This window comes from Streptomyces sp. NPDC047886, assembly GCF_043204435.1.
Taxonomy (GTDB): domain Bacteria; phylum Actinomycetota; class Actinomycetes; order Streptomycetales; family Streptomycetaceae; genus Streptomyces.
In genome coordinates this window covers 89,008-103,912 of record NZ_JBIDCF010000009.1, presented here as the reverse complement: position 1 = coordinate 103,912, position 14,905 = coordinate 89,008, and the positions used below count along the sequence as shown (strand labels likewise).

The 14,905-nt window shown below is 70.7% G+C and carries 9 protein-coding genes; 5 read left to right on the top strand and 4 right to left on the bottom strand.

The window, feature by feature from the left end; all coding sequences use genetic code 11:
• Positions 1–10: 10 nt before the first annotated feature.
• From ACGF5U_RS26000 to metH, 3 genes are all read right to left on the bottom strand, one after another.
• A complete protein-coding gene (locus ACGF5U_RS26000; protein ID WP_392715326.1) occupies positions 11–1,615 on the bottom strand; it encodes an ABC transporter substrate-binding protein in 1,605 nt (534 codons plus the stop codon).
• 477 nt (positions 1,616–2,092) lie between these two features.
• Positions 2,093–2,794, bottom strand: coding sequence for an HAD family hydrolase (locus ACGF5U_RS25995; RefSeq protein ID WP_392715327.1), 702 nt, complete (start codon positions 2,792–2,794; stop codon positions 2,093–2,095).
• A 111-nt stretch (positions 2,795–2,905) separates the two neighbouring features.
• Positions 2,906–6,418 (bottom strand): methionine synthase, encoded by a 3,513-nt coding sequence (gene metH, locus ACGF5U_RS25990; RefSeq protein WP_392715328.1) that lies wholly within the window; start codon positions 6,416–6,418, stop codon positions 2,906–2,908.
• Between the two features lie 235 nt (positions 6,419–6,653).
• Between metH and ACGF5U_RS25985 the strand changes: the two genes are divergently transcribed.
• The 5 genes from ACGF5U_RS25985 (at position 6,654) to ACGF5U_RS25965 (ending at position 13,354) form a co-directional block, all read left to right on the top strand.
• A complete protein-coding gene (locus tag ACGF5U_RS25985; protein WP_392715329.1) occupies positions 6,654–7,418 on the top strand; it encodes an IclR family transcriptional regulator in 765 nt (254 codons plus the stop codon).
• Positions 7,419–8,017: 599 nt separating this feature from the next.
• Positions 8,018–8,785, top strand: coding sequence for an MIP/aquaporin family protein (locus tag ACGF5U_RS25980; RefSeq protein WP_392715330.1), 768 nt, complete (start codon positions 8,018–8,020; stop codon positions 8,783–8,785).
• 50 nt (positions 8,786–8,835) lie between these two features.
• On the top strand, positions 8,836–10,365 hold the full coding sequence (gene glpK / locus ACGF5U_RS25975) for a glycerol kinase GlpK (protein ID WP_392715331.1): 1,530 nt from the start codon (positions 8,836–8,838) through the stop codon (positions 10,363–10,365).
• A gap of 6 nt (positions 10,366–10,371) precedes the next feature.
• Positions 10,372–11,982, top strand: coding sequence for an FAD-dependent oxidoreductase (locus ACGF5U_RS25970; RefSeq protein WP_392715332.1), 1,611 nt, complete (start codon positions 10,372–10,374; stop codon positions 11,980–11,982).
• Positions 11,983–12,172: 190 nt separating this feature from the next.
• Entirely contained in the window at positions 12,173–13,354 is a 1,182-nt protein-coding gene (locus ACGF5U_RS25965; RefSeq protein ID WP_392715333.1) for a PAC2 family protein, read from the top strand.
• A gap of 228 nt (positions 13,355–13,582) precedes the next feature.
• Here the strand turns inward: ACGF5U_RS25965 and mshC are convergent, their stop codons facing one another.
• Positions 13,583–14,812 carry a cysteine--1-D-myo-inosityl 2-amino-2-deoxy-alpha-D-glucopyranoside ligase gene (gene mshC, locus ACGF5U_RS25960; protein WP_392715334.1) on the bottom strand — a complete coding sequence of 410 codons (1,230 nt, stop codon included), beginning with the start codon at positions 14,810–14,812 and terminating at the stop codon, positions 13,583–13,585.
• Positions 14,813–14,905: the final 93 nt, after the last annotated feature.

Below are 14,905 nucleotides of genomic sequence, written 5' to 3'. Positions count from 1 at the left end.
ACAGCAGGAGTCACGCGGTGCCTCGGCCGAGCTCCCAGAGCTGGAGGTCCGAGGAGGTGTTCAGGGCCCATTCGACGCCGGTCACGTCGTCGCGGGAGGCCACGTACTGCTTGCCCTGCCAGAGCGGGAGCACCGGGACGTCGGTGGCGACGATCTCCTGGAGCTGCTCGAAGGCCGGGGAGGCGGCGGTACGGTCGGCCGCCCGGCGCGAGGCCGGGATGAGCTGCTTGCGCGCGGTGTCGCTGACGTAGGGGCTGTTGAGGAAGTTGCCCTCGTCGAGGAACGGCGCGATGTAGTTGTCCGGGTCGGGGAAGTCGGGGAACCAGCCGAGTCCGTAGGCGGCGTACTCGCCGCGCTTCTGGGCGGGCCGGAAGATGGACCACTTGTCGCCCTTGATGGACACGTCGAAGAGTCCGCCGGCGTTGAGCTGGTCGCGCAGCGCCTTGAACTCCTTCTCGGTGCCGGGGCCGTAGTGGTCGGTGGTGTAGTTCAGCGTCAGCTTCACGGGGGTGGTGATGCCGGCGTCGCGCAGGATGCCGGCGGCCTTCTTCTCGCTGGGCTCGCCGTACTTGTTGAAGAACGAGTTGGTGTGCGTGGCGATGCTGGACGGGACGAGCGAGTACAGCGGTGTGGCGGTGGAGCCGTACACCTTCTCGGCGATCTGTCCGCGGTCCACGACGGCGGCCATCGCCTGGCGGACGGCCCTGTCCTTGACGGCGGGGGCCTTGGTGTTGAAGGCGAGGTAGCGGATCTCGAGACCGGGGACCTCCAGGAGCCTGATGCCGGCCTTGGGCCTGGTCCTGAGCTCCTCGATCTGCTCGGGCGACATGGTGCGGGTCATCATGTCGATGTCACCGGCGTCGAGTGCCTCGCCCATGGCGTCGGAGTCGGTGAAGGAGCGCAGCTCCACCTTCTCGTTGTGGAGCTTGATGTCGCCCTTGTAGTGCGGGTTCCTGGTGAAGACGGCCTTGACCAGCTGGTCGTCCTCGACTTCGGCCTTCATGGTGTACGGGCCTGAGCCGTCGACCTGGAAGCCGTCGCGCAGCTTCTTCGCGTCGTACACGTCCTTGCTGACGATGCCGGCGACGGGCGTCGAGAGCTTGTACGGGAAGGTGGCGTCGGGCGTCTTCAGATGGAAGACGATCTCCGTGTCGCCCTTGGTCTCGATGGTGTCGATGTTCGTGAGGAGGCCGGCCGCGCCGTTGTCGGCGTTGATGGCCAGGACGCGTTCGATGGAGAACCTGACGTCGTCGGCGGTGACGGGCTTGCCGTCCCCGAAGGAGACGCCCTCGCGCAGGGTGCAGCGGTAGCTCTCGTTCGCCCGGTCGGTGAAGTCGCAGTGGGAGGCGGCGTCGGGTACGGGCCGGCCGCCGCCGCGCGGGACGCGCAGGAGGGTCTGGAGGGTCTGGCGGAGCACGTTCCAGACGCCGGTGTCGTAGGCGTAGGCCGGGTCGAACGGGGCGGGGGCGTCGGCTGAGGCGCTGAACTCGTCCGTGGTCCCGACGACGATGGCGCGGCCTTCGCGGCCCTGCTCCCCGTCCATGCCGCCGCAGGCGACGAGTACGGGGGCCAGCAGACCGAGCACGGTCGGCAGCACCAAGGTCTTGCGGTTCATCAGGGACGTTCTCCTCATCCGGCACGGGGGTACGGCGGTGCGGAGACTCCGCCGCGGCCGCCCGGTCGGGGCGGCGGCGATCGGGCCGTGATGCGGAACGATCGATCCGGTGTTCGCGACGGCGGGGTGGCCGTCGAGAACCCCCGGAAAGTGCGGCGAAGCCTCGCGAAGAGATTAGTAGGCAATGCCACCCAAGCTGGACCACGCGCGAGTTGACGCGTCATCAGGAAATGATCAATCTGCCCCGCCCATTCATCCCCGATCACCGGAATGATTCGTACACCGCTTCATGAATCAGGACACATGGACACGGCCGAAGCCGCGCTATCCGGGCATGCGGGCGCTTGGGGACGTTCCCGACGTACGACACTGAGTGAGCAAGGTCACGTTGGGGGCATTTCCGGCAGGTCACAGAAAATACATGCCTCGGCGCCCTGAGTTTTCGCCGTATTCAACGAACGACGCTGGGTGTGCGACTCAGTTCATTTCCGTGATCAATGTGCGGAGAAAACCGAGATCGACTTCTTCGAGGGAGCCGACGACGACCCGGCCGTGCGCGGGCGCGATGGGGGCGAGGGAGGGAACGGCGACGACCCGGCAGCCGGCCGCCTCCGCGGCGGCCACGCCGGTGGCGGTGTCCTCGACGACGGCGCATCTCGCCGGCTCGGCGCGCACCCCGCGCGCGGCGAACAGATACGGGTCGGGGTGCGGCTTCGTACGGGGCACCTCGTCGCCCGCGACGGTGAGCGTGAAGCGGTCGGGGCCGAGGGAGCACAGGACCCGGTCGATGATCCGCCGGTGCGAGGCCGAGACAAGGGCGGTGGGGATCCGGTGCGTGGCCAGCTCGTCCAGCAGCCGTTCGGCGCCGGGCATGAGGGGTACGCCGCCGTCGATGCGCTCCTCGAACCGGTCGTTGAGCAGCACGGTGAGCTCGGCGAGGCCGATGTCGGCGCCGGTGGCCTCGATGAGGTACCCCGCGCTGCGGGTCATCGGCCCGCCGACGACGATGTCCCGCCACGACTCGTCCAGCCGGTGGCCGAGCTCCGCGAAGACGGCGACCTCCGCGTCCCACCAGAAGCCCTCGGTGTCGACGAGTGTGCCGTCCATGTCGAGGAAGACGGCCTGCAGGGCGGAGCCTTCGGCCGTGCGGGTCGCGGACGCGGGGACCGTGCTGGTCATCCGGCACACCTCCATGGGGGACGAGAAGGCCGGCCGCCCTCCCCGCGGGAGACTCCCGGTGGGGTGGAGCGACCGGCCTGCGCTGGACCGACCAGTGTACGTCCCGGCACGTCAGCGCGCGTTGAAGTACTTCGCCTCGGGGTGGTGGATGACGATCGCGTCGGTCGACTGCTCCGGGTGGAGCTGGAACTCCTCCGAGAGGTGGACGCCGATCCGCTCCGGCTCCAGCAGGTCGGCGATCTTGGCACGGTCCTCCAGGTCCGGGCACGCGCCGTACCCGAGCGAGAACCGGGCGCCCCGGTACTTCAGAGCGAACATGTCCTCGACGTCCGCGGGGTCCTCGCCGCCGAAGCCGAGCTCGGCGCGCACCCGGGCGTGCCAGTACTCGGCGAGCGCCTCGGCCAACTGGACGGACAGACCGTGCAGTTCCAGGTAGTCGCGGTACGCGTCGGAGGCGAAGAGCTCGGCCGTCGCCTCGCCGATCCGGGAACCGACCGTGACGACCTGGAGGCCGACCACATCGGTCTCGCCGGACTCCTCGGGGCGGAAGAAGTCCGCCAGGCACAGCCGCCGGCCACGCCGCTGGCGCGGGAAGGTGAAGCGGGTCCGCTCGTTGCCGCGTTCGTCCAGGATGATCAGGTCGTCGCCCTTGGACACGCACGGGAAGTAGCCGTAGACCACGGCCGCCTCCAGCAGGTTCCGTGTGTGCAGCTGGTCCAGCCAGCCGCGCAGCCGGGGCCGGCCCTCCGTCTCGACGAGCTCCTCGTAGCTGGGCCCGTCACCCGTACGGGCCTGCTTCAGCCCCCACTGGCCCTTGAACAGGGCCCCTTCGTCCAGCCATCCGGCGTACTCCTTGAGCTGGATGCCCTTGATGACGCGGGTGCCCCAGAACGGCGGCTCGGGTACGGGGTTGTCGGTGGCCACATCGGAGCGCACGCCGCTCTCGGGCGCCCGCTCCTCGACCACGACGGCGCCGGCGGCGCGTACGCGGCGCTGCCTGAGCTCGGGAAGCGCGGCGCCGGGGACGCCCCGCTTGACGGCGATGAGGGCGTCCATCAGCCGCAGGCCCTCGAAGGCGTCGCGCGCGTAGCGGACTTCGCCCTCGTAGATCTCGTAGAGGTCCTGTTCGACATAGGCGCGGGTGAGGGCCGCGCCGCCGAGGATGACGGGGTACTTGGCGGCCAGCTCGCGCTGGTTGAGCTCCTCCAGGTTCTCCTTCATGATCACGGTCGACTTCACGAGGAGACCGGACATGCCGATGACGTCGGCCGCGTGCTCCTCGGCGGCCTCCAGGATCGCGGAGACGGGCTGCTTGATGCCCAGGTTGACGACGTTGTAGCCGTTGTTGGAGAGGATGATGTCGACCAGGTTCTTGCCGATGTCGTGGACGTCTCCACGGACCGTGGCGAGGACGATGGTGCCCTTGCCCTCGGCGTCGGACTTCTCCATGTGCGGTTCGAGGTAGGCGACCGCGGTCTTCATGACCTCGGCCGACTGGAGGACGAACGGCAGCTGCATCTGGCCGGAGCCGAACAGCTCTCCGACGACCTTCATGCCGTCGAGCAGGGTCTCGTTGACGATGTCGAGGGCCGGGCGCTCGGCGAGCGCCTCGTCCAGGTCGGCTTCCAGACCGTTCTTCTCACCGTCGATGATGCGCCGCTTGAGCCGCTCGTCCAGGGGCAGCGCGAGGAGCTCCTCGGCCTTGCCCGCCTTCATGGACTTGGTGTCGACGCCCTCGAACAGCTCCATCAGCTTCTGGAGCGGGTCGTAGCCCTCGGAACGCCGGTCGTAGATGAGGTCCAGGGCCGTGGTGACCTGCTCCTCGTCGAAGCGGGCGATCGGGAGGATCTTGGACGCGTGCACGATCGCCGAGTCCAGCCCCGCCTTGACGCACTCGTCCAGGAAGACGGAGTTGAGCAGGATCCGGGCGGCCGGGTTGAGGCCGAAGGAGATGTTCGACAGGCCGAGCGTGGTCTGGACGTCCGGGTGCCGGCGCTTGAGCTCGCGGATGGCCTCGATCGTCGCGATGCCGTCCTTGCGGGACTCCTCCTGACCGGTGCAGATGGTGAAGGTGAGGGTGTCGATGAGGATGTCGGACTCGTGGACCCCCCAGTTGGTGGTGAGGTCCGTGATGAGCCGTTCGGCGATCGCCACCTTCGTCTCGACGGTGCGGGCCTGGCCCTCCTCGTCGATGGTGAGGGCGATGAGCGCGGCGCCGTGCTCCTTGGCGAGCGCGGTGACCTTGGCGAACCGCGACTCGGGGCCGTCGCCGTCCTCGTAGTTCACGGAGTTGATCACGGCCCGGCCGCCGAGCTTCTCCAGGCCGGCCCGGATGACGTCGACCTCGGTGGAGTCCAGCACGATGGGCAGCGTGGACGCGGTGGCGAAGCGTCCCGCCAGCTCCTCCATGTCGGCGACACCGTCGCGGCCCACGTAGTCGACGCACAGGTCGAGCATGTGGGCGCCCTCGCGGATCTGGTCGCGGGCCATCTCGACGCAGTCGTCCCAGCGGCCCTCCAGCATGGCGGTGCGGAACTTCTTCGACCCGTTGGCGTTCGTCCGCTCGCCGATGGCGAGGTACGAGGTGTCCTGCCGGAACGGCACGGTCTGGTACAGGGAGGCGGCGCCCGGCTCCGGGCGGGGTTCCCGCTCCGTCGGGGCGAGGTCGCGGACCCGCTCGACGACCTGGCGCAGATGCTCGGGCGTCGTACCGCAGCAGCCGCCGACCAGCGACAGCCCGTACTCGCGGACGAAGGTCTCCTGCGCGTCGGCCAGCTCGGGGGCGGTGAGGGGGTAGTGGGCGCCGTCCTTGCCCAATACGGGCAGGCCCGCGTTGGGCATGCAGGACAGCGGGATACGGGAGTGCCGGGCCAGGTAGCGCAGGTGCTCGCTCATCTCGGCGGGGCCCGTGGCGCAGTTCAGGCCGATCATGTCGATGCCGAGCGGCTCCAGCGCGGTGAGCGCGGCGCCGATCTCGGAGCCGAGGAGCATGGTGCCGGTGGTCTCGACGGTGACGGAGACGATCAGCGGGACGTCGGCGCCGATGGCCTCCAGGCCCCGGCGGGCGCCGAGGACGGCGGCCTTCGTCTGGAGGAGGTCCTGGGTGGTCTCCACGAGCAGGGCGTCGGCGCCGCCGGCGATCAGGCCCTCGGCGTTCTGCTGGTAGGCGTCGCGGAGGACGGTGTACGGGGCGTGGCCGAGCGTCGGCAGCTTGGTGCCGGGGCCCATGGAGCCGAGGACCCAGCGCTGCTGTCCAGTGGAGGCGGTGTACTCGTCGGCGACCTCGCGGGCGATCCGGGCGCCGGACTCCGACAGCTCGAAGACACGGCCCGCGATGTCGTACTCGCCGAGCGCGGCGAAGTTCGCACCGAAGGTGTTGGTCTCGACACAGTCGACGCCCACGGCGAAGTACGCGTCGTGGACGGAGCGGACGATGTCGGGGCGGGTCACATTGAGGATCTCGTTGCAGCCCTCGAGGTTCTCGAAGTCGTCGAGGGTGGGGTCCTGCGCCTGGAGCATCGTGCCCATGGCTCCGTCGGCCACGACCACACGGGTCGCGAGGGCCTCACGGAGGGCAGCGGCACGAGTCCTGCTGTCAGCGGAAGGGGTAGGCAACGAGGCCATGGAATAGCTCCCTGGGATGCGACGGCTGTCGGCTTTGCGGCTTCGGGGGAAGGCGCACCCGGCCAGCGTAGCCGCCCCTGTGCCGGGGTGGACACGTTGTCCCACGTGGCGGACGGCATGCTGTGCGGGGGCGAAGTCCGGCCAGCGCCGTCCCGGGACGTTCAGCCATGTGGCCAGCGGTCGGTAACGACCGATAGTGTTCAGCATTGTCGAACCGCATAGGGAAGGGCCGGGGATGGCGAAGAACATCCAGTCGCTTGAACGGGCGGCGGCGATGCTGCGACTGCTCGCGGGTGGCGAGCGCCGTCTCGGACTGTCCGACATCGCGTCGTCCCTGGGGCTGGCCAAGGGCACCGCCCACGGGATCCTGCGCACCCTCCAGACGGAGGGCTTCGTGGAGCAGGACGCGGCGTCCGGGCGGTACCAGCTGGGCGCCGAGCTGCTCAGGCTCGGCAACAGCTACCTGGACGTGCACGAACTGCGGGCGCGGGCCCTGGTGTGGACGGACGACCTGGCGCGGTCCAGCGGCGAGAGCGTCCACCTCGGTGTGCTGCACCAGCACGGCGTGCTGGTCGTCCACCATGTATTCCGTCCGGACGACAGCCGTCAAGTGCTGGAGGTCGGCGCGATGCAGCCGCTGCACTCGACGGCGCTGGGGAAGGTGCTGTCGGCGTACGACCCGGTGGCGCACAGCGAGGCCCTCGAGGTGGAGCGCAAGGCGTACACACCGCGTACGGTCACGGCCCTGAACGACTTCGAGCACCTCCTGGACGTCACACGCGCGCGCGGCTGGGCCGCCGACGTGGAGGAGACCTGGGAGGGCGTGGCCTCGGTCGCGGCGCCCATCCACGACCGGCGCCGGATGCCGGTCGGCGCGGTGGCCATCACGGGCGCCGTCGAGCGCGTGTGCGACGCGGGCGAGCTGCGCTCGGAGCTGATCGCTGCGGTACGGGACTGCGCCCGCGCGGTCTCCCGCGACCTGGGCGCCGGCCGCTTCTGACCCGGGCGGACGGCCGGGGCGCCTGCCCCCGCAGGGCCCTCGCGGGCCTGGTGACGGGGGGCGGACGGCCGGACACCTGCCACCGCAGGGCTCCTCGCGGGCCCGCGCCGCGCCCTCGCGGGTGTCCCGAGCCCGCGCCCGCCCCCACAGGCCCCTCGCCCGCCGCAGGGGCCCCTCTCGGGCCCCCGCCGTCGAGGCCGCGCGCCCGGGGCCGGTCGCGCCACGAGGGATCGCGCACCCGAGCCCCCTCACGAAGGCCGCCGCCGTCGCCGTACGGCCAAAAGCCTCCCAGCGCCTCCACGCGCGCGTGGGGGCGTTCCCAGGGGTTGCGGGCCGGGTGCCGTCGCCCCTCCGGGCGGGCCGGGTCACGTCGCCGCATCATCGGTAACGATCCGGGTCTCCCGCACGAGAACCCTTGACGCCGAATTAACCCGGGGGCAAAACTGCCGTTCATCGGTCGGCATTGTCGAACACCTACCGGCAATACGCGCTAGAGTGTGGCAACGCCAGGAGGCCGGCAACGCCCTCACCAGAGGGCGCGGACCACCGGAGGGACCCGGTGTCCGCCTTTCCCTGGACGAAGGACAAAGGAGTCGCGGGTGTCCAGCTCCGACATCTTCATCGGCGAGGTCATCGGGACCGCCGTACTCATCCTGCTCGGTGGTGGCGTCGTCGCCGCCGTCGTACTGAAGCGCTCCAAGGCGCAGAACGCCGGCTGGCTGGCGATCACCTTCGGGTGGGGATTCGCGGTCATGACCGCGGTCTACATGGCCGGTTCTCTCTCCGGCGCCCACCTCAACCCGGCGGTCACCGTCGGTATCGCGATCAAGGACGGCGACTGGCAGAACGCCCCCGTCTACTTCGCGGGACAGCTCCTCGGCGCCATGATCGGTGCCGCCCTGGTCTGGATCGCCTACTACGGCCAGTTCCAGTCGCATCTCCGTGACCCGGAGATCGTTTCCAAGCCGGTCGCCGGCGCGATCGAGGGCCCCGGCCCCGTCCTCGGCATCTTCTCCACCGGCCCCGAGATCCGGAACGCCTGGCAGAACCTCGCCACCGAGATCATCGGCACGCTCGTGCTCGTCCTGGCCGTGCTCACCCAGGGCCTGAACGACAGCGGCAAGGGCCTCGGCATCCTCGGCGGACTCATCGTCGCCCTCGTCGTCGTCTCCATCGGCCTGTCGCTCGGCGGCCCGACCGGATACGCCATCAACCCGGCGCGCGACCTCGGTCCCCGCATCGTGCACGCCCTGCTCCCGCTGCCCAACAAGGGCGGCTCCGACTGGAGCTACGCCTGGATCCCCGTCGTCGGCCCGCTGATCGGTGGTTCGCTCGCCGCGGGTATCTACAACCTCGCGTTCGCCTGAGCCCAGCCGATCCGTCCGCCCCTTTACAGACATCGAGGAGCACACCCCCTATGACTGCCACTTCGCACGGCACCGGGCCGTTCATCGCGGCCATCGACCAGGGCACGACCTCCAGCCGCTGCATCGTCTTCGACCGCGACGGACGCATCGTCTCCGTCGACCAGAAGGAGCACGAGCAGATCTTCCCCAAGCCCGGCTGGGTGGAGCACGACGCCGCCGAGATCTGGACCAACGTCCAGGAGGTCGTGGCCGGCGCGATCGAGAAGGCCGGCATCACGGCCGCCGACGTCAAGGCCATCGGCATCACCAACCAGCGTGAGACCACACTGCTCTGGGACAAGCACACCGGTGAGCCCGTCCACAACGCCCTCGTCTGGCAGGACACCCGGACCGACGCCCTGTGCAAGGAGCTCGGCCGCAACGTCGGGCAGGATCGTTTCCGCCGCGAGACCGGACTGCCCCTCGCCTCCTACTTCGCCGGCCCCAAGGTCCGCTGGCTGCTGGACAACGTCGAGGGCCTCCGGGAGCGCGCCGAGCGCGGCGACATCCTCTTCGGCACCATGGACTCCTGGGTCATCTGGAACCTGACGGGCGGTGTCGACGGCGGTCGCCACGTCACCGACGTCACCAATGCCTCCCGCACCATGCTGATGAACCTGCACACCATGGAGTGGGACCAGAAGATCCTGGAGTCCATGGACGTCCCGGCGGCCGTGCTGCCGGAGATCCGCTCATCCGCCGAGGTGTACGGCCAGGTCAAGGGCGGCGTCCTCGACGGCGTCCCGGTCGCCTCCGCGCTGGGCGACCAGCAGGCGGCCCTGTTCGGCCAGACCTGCTTCTCCGAGGGCGAGGCCAAGTCGACCTACGGCACCGGCACCTTCCTGCTGCTGAACACCGGCGAGAAGATCATCAACTCCTACTCGGGGCTGATCACCACCGTGGGCTACAAGATCGGCGACGAGGCGCCGGTGTACGCCCTGGAGGGCTCGATCGCCGTCACCGGCTCGCTGGTGCAGTGGATGCGCGACCAGATGGGCCTGATCAACTCCGCCGCCGAGATCGAGACCCTCGCGTCCTCGGTGGAGGACAACGGCGGCGCGTACTTCGTACCGGCCTTCTCCGGCCTGTTCGCCCCGTACTGGCGCTCCGACGCCCGCGGTGTGATCGCCGGCCTCACCCGGTACGTCACCAAGGCGCACATCGCGCGCGCCGTCCTCGAGGCCACCGCCTGGCAGACCCGCGAGATCACCGACGCCATGACGAAGGACTCCGGCGTCGAACTGACCGCGCTCAAGGTCGACGGCGGCATGACCTCGAACAACCTGCTGATGCAGACCCTCTCGGACTTCCTGGACGCGCCCGTGGTGCGTCCGATGGTCGCCGAGACCACCTGCCTCGGCGCCGCCTACGCCGCCGGCCTGGCCGTCGGCTTCTGGCCCGATACCGACGCGCTGCGCGCCAACTGGCGCCGGGCCGCCGAGTGGACCCCCCGCATGGACGCTGACAAGCGTGACAGCGAGTACAAGAGCTGGCTCAAGGCCGTTGAGCGGACCATGAGCTGGATCGAGGACGAGGAGTAAATCGACATGACCACCCTGCAGAGCGTCCCCTCCCTCGGGACGCACCCGGCTGCCGGTTCCCTGCCGAGCCGTGCGGAGACTCGGGAGCAGCTCTCCAAGGCGACGTACGACCTCCTGGTGATCGGCGGCGGCATCCTGGGCATCTCCACCGCCTGGCACGCCGCGCAGTCGGGACTGCGGGTGGCCCTGGTGGACGCCGGCGACTTCGCCGGCGCCACCTCCTCCGCCTCCTCCAAGCTGCTCCACGGCGGTCTGCGCTACCTGCAGACCGGCGCGGTGAAGCTGGTCGCGGAGAACCACTTCGAGCGCCGTGCGGTCTCCCGCCAGGTGGCACCCCACCTGGCCAACCCGCTCACCTTCTACCTGCCGGTGTACAAGGGCGGGCCGCACGGCGCCGCGAAGCTCGGCGCGGGCGTCTTCGCCTACTCGGCGCTCTCCGCCTTCGGGGACGGCGTCGGCCACCTGCTCAGCCCCGCGAAGGCGGCGCAGGACGTGCCCGAGCTGCGCACCGACAACCTCAAGGCCGTGGCCGTGTACGGCGACGACCAGATGAACGACGCGCGCATGGCCCTCATGACGGTCCGTGCGGCCGTCGAGTCCGGCGCCACCGTCCTCAACCACGCCGAGGTCACCGGCCTGCGCTTCACCCGGGGCCGGGTCACCGGCGCGGACCTCAGGGACCGCACCGACGGCACCGAGTTCGGTGTCGACGCGCGCCTCGTGCTCAACGCCACCGGCCCCTGGGTCGACCACCTGCGCCGGATGGAGGACCCGAACGCGGCCCCCTCCATCCGCCTCTCCAAGGGCGCCCACCTCGTCCTGAAGCGCACCTCGCCGTGGAAGGCCGCGCTGGCGACGCCGATCGACAAGTACCGCATCACGTTCGCCCTGCCCTGGGAGGACATGCTGCTGCTCGGTACGACGGACGAGGAGTACGAGGGCGACCCGGGCGAGGTCGCGGTCACCGAGAAGGACACCGCCCAGATCCTGGACGAGGCCGCCTTCTCCATCCGGGACCAGCAGCTCTCCCGGGACCTGATCACCTACGCCTTCGCCGGTCTGCGGGTGCTGCCCGGCGGGCCGGGCGACACCTCCAAGGCCAAGCGGGAGACCGTGGTCACCGAGGGCCGCGGCGGCATGCTCTCGGTCGCCGGCGGCAAGTGGACGACATTCCGCCACATCGGCCGCACGGTGATGACGAAGCTGGCGTCGCTGCCGGGGCGGCCGCTCGGCGAGGACATGGAGCCGATCGCGTCCCTGCCGAAGAAGCTCCCCCTGCCGGGCATCGCCAACCCGAACGCGGTGGCCCACCGGCTGCTCGTCGACGGCGGTGCGCCGGGACCGCGCATGGCGGCGGACACCGCCCGGCACCTGGCCACGCACTACGGCTCGCTCTCCTTCGACATCGCGCGGCTGGCGAACGAGAACCCCGAGCTGGGGCAGCGCATCCACCCGGACGCGCCGGAGATCTGGGCGCAGGTCGCCTACGCCCGTGACCACGAGTGGGCCGAGACGGCGGACGACGTGCTGCGCCGCCGTACGACGCTGACGATCCGGGGCCTGGCGACGGACGAGATCCGGGGCAAGGTCGAGGAGATGCTCGGCGAGAGGAACTGACCCCCGCACGGGTCGGTGTCGAGGGCGGCTCCCGCGCGGGAGCCGCCCTCGGCGTACCCGGTGGCGGGCCGTACCGGCCGGTACCCGCCCTCGGCCGATACAGCACCCGGACGTGTACAGGGGCTGCGGGAGGGGGCCCCGCACGCCGTAAGGTTGGTCCGTACGCACGGAACTTCGGAAGGAGGCCTGGGTGATCGAGCTCGAGGGGGTTCCCGAGCTGATCGACCCGGTCATGGTGGCCGCGTTCGAGGGCTGGAACGACGCCGGCGACGCTGCCTCCACCGCGGTCGCGCACCTGGAACGGGAGTGGAAGGGCGAGGTGTTCGCGGCGCTCGACGCCGAGGACTACTACGACTTCCAGGTCAACCGGCCCACGGTGTGGCTTGACGGCGGGGTACGGCGGATCACGTGGCCCACCACCCGGCTCTCCGTGGTCCGGGTGGGCGGGGACAAGCCGCGCGACCTGGTCCTGGTGCGCGGTATCGAGCCGTCCATGCGCTGGCGCTCGTTCTGCAACGAGATCCTGGGCTTCGCGCACGAGCTGGGCGTGGAGATGGTCGTGATCCTCGGCGCGCTGCTCGGTGACACCCCGCACACGCGCCCGGTTCCGGTCAGCGGTGTCACGTCCGACCCGGACCTCGCCCGCAGCCTGGACCTGGAGGAGACGCGGTACGAGGGGCCCACCGGCATCGTCGGCATCCTCCAAGAGGCGTGCACGCACGCGGGAGTTCCGGCGGTGAGCCTGTGGGCAGCGGTCCCGCACTACGTCTCGCAGCCGCCGAATCCGAAGGCGACGCTCGCGCTGCTGAACCGGCTGGAGGACCTGATCGACCTGCGGATCCCGCTGGGCGAACTGGCCGAGGACGCCCGGGCCTGGCAGGTCGGTGTGGATCAACTCGCGTCCGACGACAGCGAGGTGGCGGAGTACGTGCAGACGCTGGAGGAGGCGCGGGACACCGCTGAGCTCCCGGAGGCGTCGGGCGAGGCCATCGCCCGGGAGTTCGAGCGCTACCTGCGGCGGCGGGACGGCGGCCCGGGCGGCGGCCCCGGTGGCCCCGGTGGCGGGCCCGGGACGGGCCACGCGACGGACATCGGCGACAGCGCGTACCTGCGGGACACCGGGGGCGGTCGGAGCCGACCGCCGAAACCGCCCGAACCGTCCGAGCAGTCCGGATCCTCCGGGGCCTCCGGATCCTCCGGGGCGTCCGGATCCTCCGGGGCGTCCGGGGCGGACGAGGACACGCCACCGACCGGCGGACCCGGCGGCGAGACCGCCGACGGAGCCGACAGCACGGGCGCCGGCAACACCGGCAACACCGGCGGCGACAGCGACGGCAGCGGGGACGGCGGCCCGGAGAAGTCCGGGGAGTAGCGGCGAAGACGGGGCGGCACCGCATCGGCGGTGCCGCCCCTTTCCGTCGCTCGCACCCCGCCGATCACCGGCCGGCTCGTACACGGTCCGGGGTGGGACGGACGTCGAGGCACACCTGCGGCGGATCCGCACGGCCGCCCCGGGCGCGGTCGTGTGGCACCGAAGCGGACCGCCCCCGGACGGGGTGTCCGGGGGCGGTCGGGGTGGTCCCTCGCGGGCGTGCCGCTGTTACAGGGCGACGCCCATCAGGGCGTCGACGGCGCGTGAGACGACGCCGGGCGCGGTCTCGTCGGTGCCGCCCTCGGTGTCCTGGAGCGCGGCCCAGCGGTCGACCGCCGCGAGCGCCCTCGGGGTGTCGAGGTCGTCGGCGAGCGCGTCGCGGATCTCCTCGACGAGAGCGTCGGCGGACGGTCCGTCGGGCCGGGCCACGGCCGCGCGCCAGCGCCCGAGGCGCTCCACGGCCTCTTCGAGGACCTGGTCGGTCCACTCCCAGTCGGCGCGGTAGTGGTGGGCGAGCAGCGTGAGCCGGATCGCGGCCGGGTCGACGCCCGCGCGCCGCAGCGCGGAGACGAAGACCAGGTTGCCCTTGGACTTGGACATCTTCTCGCCGTGCAGGGCGACCATGCCCGCGTGGACGTACGCCTTGGCGAACGGGTACTCGCCGGTCAGGGCCTGGGCGTGGGACGCCCCCATCTCGTGGTGCGGGAAGACGAGGTCGGAGCCGCCGCCCTGCACGTCGAAGCCCATGCCCAGGTGCTCCAGGGCGATGGCGACGCACTCGATGTGCCAGCCGGGCCGGCCGGGGCCGAGGCTGCGGCCGTCCCAGCTGGGTTCGCCCTCGCGGGCGGCGAGCCACAGGACCGGGTCGAGCGGGTTCTTCTTGCCGGGGCGGTCGGGGTCGCCGCCGCGCTCGGCGGAGAGGGCCCGCATGAACGCGGCGTCGTAGTGGGAGACCTCGCCGAAGTGCGGGTCGGCCTCGACGGAGTAGTAGACGTCGCCTTCGAGCTCGTACGCGGCGCCGGCGTCCCGCAGGCGCTCGATCAGCGGCACGATGCCCGGTATCGCCTCGACGGCACCGATGTAGTGCTTCGGGGGCAGCATCCGCAGGGCGGTCATGTCCTCGCGGAAGAGTGCGGTCTCGCGCTCCGCGAGGCCGGTCCAGTCGATGCCGTCGCGTACGGCCCGCTCCAGGAGGGGGTCGTCCACGTCGGTGACGTTCTGGACGTAGTGGACCTGCCGCTTGGTGTCGAGCCACACGCGCTGAACGAGGTCGAACGCGTTGTAGGTCGCCGCGTGACCCATGTGGGTCGCGTCGTACGGCGTGATGCCGCAGACGTAGATACGGGCGACGGGGCCGGGGTCGAGGGTCACTCGTCCACCGGTCGCGGTGTCGTGGATCCGGAGGTCGCGGCCCTTGCCGGGCAGGGCGGGGACCTCAGAAGCGGGCCAGGCATGCATGTCATGAGCGTAACCGGACGCGTGTTCCGGATACGAACCGGATACGGGATCATGACCGGTTACACACTCTTGTGCGATGCGCCGGGATGTGCG

What these genes read in the sequence shown, in the direction of transcription:
- mshC (WP_392715334.1), bottom strand. Translation starts at nt 14,812, where the DNA reads ATGCATGCCTGGCCCGCTTCTGAGGTCCCCGCCCTGCCCGGCAAGGGC.
- glpK (WP_392715331.1), top strand. Translation starts at nt 8,836, where the DNA reads ATGACTGCCACTTCGCACGGCACCGGGCCGTTCATCGCGGCCATCGAC.
- ACGF5U_RS25995 (WP_392715327.1), bottom strand. Translation starts at nt 2,794, where the DNA reads ATGACCAGCACGGTCCCCGCGTCCGCGACCCGCACGGCCGAAGGCTCC.
- ACGF5U_RS25985 (WP_392715329.1), top strand. Translation starts at nt 6,654, where the DNA reads ATGGCGAAGAACATCCAGTCGCTTGAACGGGCGGCGGCGATGCTGCGA.
- ACGF5U_RS26000 (WP_392715326.1), bottom strand. Translation starts at nt 1,615, where the DNA reads ATGAACCGCAAGACCTTGGTGCTGCCGACCGTGCTCGGTCTGCTGGCC.
- ACGF5U_RS25970 (WP_392715332.1), top strand. Translation starts at nt 10,372, where the DNA reads ATGACCACCCTGCAGAGCGTCCCCTCCCTCGGGACGCACCCGGCTGCC.
- metH (WP_392715328.1), bottom strand. Translation starts at nt 6,418, where the DNA reads ATGGCCTCGTTGCCTACCCCTTCCGCTGACAGCAGGACTCGTGCCGCT.